At 58.8% G+C, this 4,629-nt stretch carries 4 protein-coding genes; 3 read left to right on the top strand and 1 reads right to left on the bottom strand.

Annotated features, from left to right (window positions below):
* The first annotated feature begins 593 nt into the window (after positions 1-593).
* Both sppA and PSV43_RS08350 read left to right on the top strand, forming a co-directional pair.
* Positions 594-1,628 carry a signal peptide peptidase SppA gene (gene sppA, locus PSV43_RS08355; RefSeq protein WP_300195514.1) on the top strand — a complete coding sequence of 345 codons (1,035 nt, stop codon included), beginning with the start codon at positions 594-596 and terminating at the stop codon, positions 1,626-1,628.
* A 2-nt stretch (positions 1,629-1,630) separates the two neighbouring features.
* Complete coding sequence (locus PSV43_RS08350) at positions 1,631-2,461, top strand: CPBP family intramembrane glutamic endopeptidase (RefSeq protein ID WP_300195511.1); 831 nt, start codon at positions 1,631-1,633, stop codon at positions 2,459-2,461.
* 136 nt (positions 2,462-2,597) lie between these two features.
* On the opposite strand, the gene fabG is transcribed toward PSV43_RS08350, so the two are convergent.
* Positions 2,598-3,344: a 3-oxoacyl-[acyl-carrier-protein] reductase gene (fabG, locus tag PSV43_RS08345; protein WP_300195509.1), complete on the bottom strand. Its 747-nt coding sequence runs from the start codon at positions 3,342-3,344 to the stop codon at positions 2,598-2,600.
* Between the two features lie 82 nt (positions 3,345-3,426).
* Here fabG and PSV43_RS08340 point away from each other — a divergent pair, with 82 nt between their 5' ends.
* Positions 3,427-4,410: an endonuclease/exonuclease/phosphatase family protein gene (locus PSV43_RS08340; protein ID WP_300195506.1), complete on the top strand. Its 984-nt coding sequence runs from the start codon at positions 3,427-3,429 to the stop codon at positions 4,408-4,410.
* Positions 4,411-4,629 lie beyond the last annotated feature (219 nt).

Below are 4,629 nucleotides of genomic sequence, written 5' to 3'. Positions count from 1 at the left end.
CTGACAAACGCACCGCCACACGCCTGCGCCCAGGATCATCGAAAATTCACGATGGCAGCCCTTAACCGAGTGCAATTCATTCCTGCCAGGAATGGCACTGTAGCGTTTTCCAGAACTGATTTCCAGAAAGCGCCTGAGGAAACACGCGATTGAATCTCTGCACCTTTGCCCCTCCCGAATAACTAAATCGCAGATTGGCTCTGAACCGATTCAAGAAAATCTCTGCGGCGTTCCAGCCTCTGCGTTGCAAAACTCCGGCCATTCCCGTTGCCAAAAAACAGCGTTCCCTTTTCGCACCCTCCTCAAATCAGATCCCCCTTCCGTGTATTCTGTGTATTCCGTGGTTCAAATCTCCGGTCCCCTCTGCTTTGCCAAAAACCAGCGCCCCCATTCCCGAATGGCCCCCGCCGCTACCCTCCGTCCCACAATCTAACAGCCTTGAGTTCAGGTGCTCCGCGGCAAACCGAACATCCTCAGACTCTCCATTCCGGAAATGAGTTTTGCGAATCGCTATAAACTCACCCTCAGCCACCCCAAACTGCGTGCCATTCATCCTTGGCAAGTTCCCACCCGCCGCTTAGCATCCCCGCCTTATGAGCAATAAATCTTATGGATGCCTGATCGCCCTGCTGCTGCTCGGCCTCATTGTGAGTCTCGGACTCAATGTCGGCCACTTCCTCGGCAAGATGGACCTTGCCGTCGGCTCTGCCGGCGCCTTTTCATCCGCCCGTCCCAAGAAACATCTCCACGAAACCACCGTCGAATCTCCCAAGCAGGCCACCCAGGACAAGATTGTCCACATCGACCTCGAAGGAATTATTTCCTCCATGTCCGTAAGCGGCATTTTTGCCGACGCCATGCCCAGCGTGGAGTCGATCAAGACCGCCTTGGAGCAGGCCGTCGCTGACAAAAACGTGAAAGCCATCGTCCTGCGGGTAAACTCCCCCGGCGGCGAAGTAACCGCCTCCGACATCATCTACAATGCGGTGAAAAAAGCCGCCAAGGTCAAGCCCGTCGTCGTTTACATGGACGCCATGGCAGCCTCCGGCGGCTACTACGTCGCCTGCGGTGCCACCAAAATCGTCGCCAGCGAAACCACACTCACCGCCAGCATCGGCGTGATCATCGAAACCATGAACTACAGCGAGCTCTTCGGCAAAGTCGGCCTCTCCATGACCGCCTTCACCAGCGGCGCGTTCAAAGACTCCCTGAGCGGCGCACGCCCCATGCGTGAAGACGAAAAAGCCTACGTGCAAAATCTCGTCATGCAGATGTATGACCGCTTCCTCGGCATCGTCTCCGAGGCACGCGGCGTGCCCAAAGAGCTTCTCAAGAGCACCGTCGCCGATGGCCGCGTCGTGACAGGCCGTGAAGCCCTCGCCGCCAAGCTGGTCGATCAAATCGGCTACGTGGAAGACGCCTATGAACTCGCCCGCACCCTCGGCGCAGCCCCAGATGCCGGCGTGGTGAAGTATCGCAATGAAGTAAGTCTGTTTGATGCCCTCGGCATGGCTTCGGCCAAAGCAGGAGCACCACCCGCCAAGGTCCAGTTGGACGTGAGCAGCGGCCTGCTGCCAAAGCTCCTGCCCGGCGTGCCGTATTATCTTCCCCCAAGTTTCGCCCACTGATCATGCTGGACGCGTCTTCATTCGGAGTTCTGCACGATCTGTCCGTCTTTGCCAGCATCGCCACAGCCATGGCCCTCGTCGCTTACTGGCTGCTGCGCCACCTGCGGCCCGAAGTCTCCTGGAATCATGAAGGCTCCGTACTCTCCCGCCCTTACGGCGCGCCGGATCTGCTCGTGCTGGCTGGCATAGGCCTGTTTTTCATCCTCTCCATGCAGACGCCTGACGCGGGCCGCGCCGGTGCAGACACCGTCAACGACAGCAGCCTCATCATCGGCATGGTCCTCCATCTCACCGTGTGCGCAGGTCTGCTGCTCTACCTGTATCAGATGCGCGGCCTGAATCCGGCTGAACTGTTTGGCCTTCAAAATCTGCACTGGCGCTCACTGGCGGTGACGCTCGGAGTTTTCACCCTCATCATCTTGATCTCCGTGAATGTGGTCTCGTCGATTTCGGTGAACTGGCTGCAAAAAATCCTGCCGGACCTCAATCCCCAGGAAACCGTGAAAGCCTTCCAGGAATCAGACAGCATCGGCCTCAAGATTCTCGTCATCTTCCTCGCCGTGGTCATCGCCCCACTCGCAGAGGAGACCCTGTTTCGCGGCTTTGTCTATGGCGTCCTAAAGCGCTACACCGACGCCCCCTTCGCCGCGCTCAGCTCCTCGCTGATGTTCGCCATCATTCACATGCACGTCGGCAGCCTACTCCCCTTGTGGGTGCTCGCCGTACTCTTCTGCCTCGCCTACGAAATCACCGGCTGCCTCCTCGTCCCCATGCTCCTGCACGCCATCTTCAATGCCGTCAGCATCATCGCCATGCTGTTTGCAGAGGGGTAGGCCGGAGACTTCGATTTCGGCATTCAATGCTTCAAGCCGCCCACGCTGTCGCAACAGCGGAGCAACTTGAAACTTTAAACCTGTAACTTGAAACTCAGCGCCGTGATCGAGCAGGAGGACGATTGCGCTTCGCGCCTCACATCACCATCCCACCATCCACCGCCAGCACCTGCCCCGTCACATACTTCGCCGCAGGGCTGGCAAAATACAGCACCGCTTGCGCAATGTCTTCACCGGTCCCGAGATCACCCAGCGGGATCTTCTTCAAAATCTCCCCCTTCACCGCATCATTGAGCACATGCGTCATGTCCGTCGCGATGAACCCCGGGCAGATCACATTGGCCGTCACACCCCGACCCGCAAACTCACGCGCCAGTGACTTGGTGAAACCGATGAGGCCCGCCTTGCTCGCCGCGTAATTCGCCTGACCAGCATTGCCAATGAGGCCGATCACAGAACTGATGTTGATGATGCGTGCCCCTTTTTGTTTCAGGATGCTGCGCTGAAAAGCCTTCACCATGTTGAAAGCACCTTTCAGATTCGTGTCCAGCACCACATCCCAGTCCGCCTCGCTCATCCGCAGCAGCAGGCCGTCCTTGGTCACACCGGCATTGTTCACCAGAATGTCCACGTGATCATAGTCCGCGAGGATCTGCTTGCCCACCTCGGCGCAGGCAGCCCCATCAGCCACATCCAGCGCATAAGCCTTCGCAGCATCAGGATACGTCGCATTGATGGCATCCGCAGCGCTTTGCGCATTGGCCAGCGTGCGGCTGACGATGGCCACTTTCGCGCCCTCGGCGGCGAAAGTTTCAGCGATGGCTTTGCCAATGCCACGTCCGGCACCGGTGACGACTGCGATCTTATCTTGAAGTTTACCCATGCCCTCACCCATGAACGGCATGCAACGCCGTGCAAGAAGAAGGTGCATCCACACCTGCCCACGCTAAGCATTCACCTTGCCGATGAGTGACGACCCGCCGCCAGCCGACAAACCCACTTTATTCAAGCTCTCCGTATCCGTGGTTGGCTTCTGTGAAGTCATCGCTTTTTTGTCGCTCACCTGCACCTGGCTCGGCAGCCTGGGGCGGCACGGCTGGGTGTTCGATCTGCTCTCACACTTCCGGCTGCAATACCTGGTCGCCTGCGCTGCCGTGCTGCTCTTCGCGCTCCTCCGCCGCCGCACCTCCCTTGTGCTGTTCTCGCTCATCTCCCTGCTCTGGAATGCACAGATCATCCACGCCTACCATCAAACAGCCCAGGCAGTGGCCGCGCCAAGTGAGAAGCCCCTGCGCGTCATGACCTTCAATGTCCAGACGGAAAACAAAACCCCGCACGCCGCCATCCATCATGTTTTGGCATCAGACGCCGACATCGTCTGTCTGCTCGAGGTCGATGAAACCTGGCGTGCCAATCTGGAACCGCTGCGCCTGAAGTACCCGCACCGCGTGGAAGAGTTGAACGATGGGAACTTCGGCATCGCCTGCTACACCCGACTGCCCCTGAAGAGCCTCGAAGCCCGCCGCTACACGATCTGGCGGCTCCCCACTCTCGTGCTCAATCTGGACCACCACGGCAGCCCCCTCACCTTCATCGGCGCCCACACCATCCCGCCAATGGGTGGTTTGAGCGCGCATGAGTGGCGGGAGCACCTGTCAGCCATCGCCGCCCTCGCCGCCAGCCTCAGCGGCGAAGTCATCGTCGCTGGCGACTTCAATGCCACCCCCTGGTGTGAAGGCATGCGCCTCCTGCGTGAAAACAGCGGCCTGGATTTCCGCTCCGCCGACCCCGTCTGGCCCCCAACCTGGGGCCTGTACCTCCCCATGATGATCCCCATCGACCACGTCCTCACCAAACGCGGCCTCACCGTGCAAAAGCGCACCCTCGGCCCCGAAACCGGCTCCGATCACCGCTCCGTGACAGTAGAAATCACCCGCAGCACTCCCTAGCTCCAAAAGCGGCGTCCTTTGACGCTTCATCAATCAGAAATCGATGGCTCGACAATCATCAATCCTTCTGTCCGCATAGCGCAGCAGCTTTGCGTGATTGACCTTTATAGCGATTCGCAAAACTCATTTCCGACATGGCGGGTATGAGGAGGTCATACAACGAGCCATTGAAACCAGGTCTGTTTCTCTTCGCCCCAACCAGCCCCGCTTCGCACCAGC

Source organism: Prosthecobacter sp. (genome assembly GCF_029946185.1).
In the GTDB taxonomy this organism is placed as follows: Bacteria; Verrucomicrobiota; Verrucomicrobiia; order Verrucomicrobiales; family Verrucomicrobiaceae; genus Prosthecobacter.
Note: the sequence above shows the minus strand (reverse complement) of the source record. Positions and strands in the feature narration are given on the sequence as shown.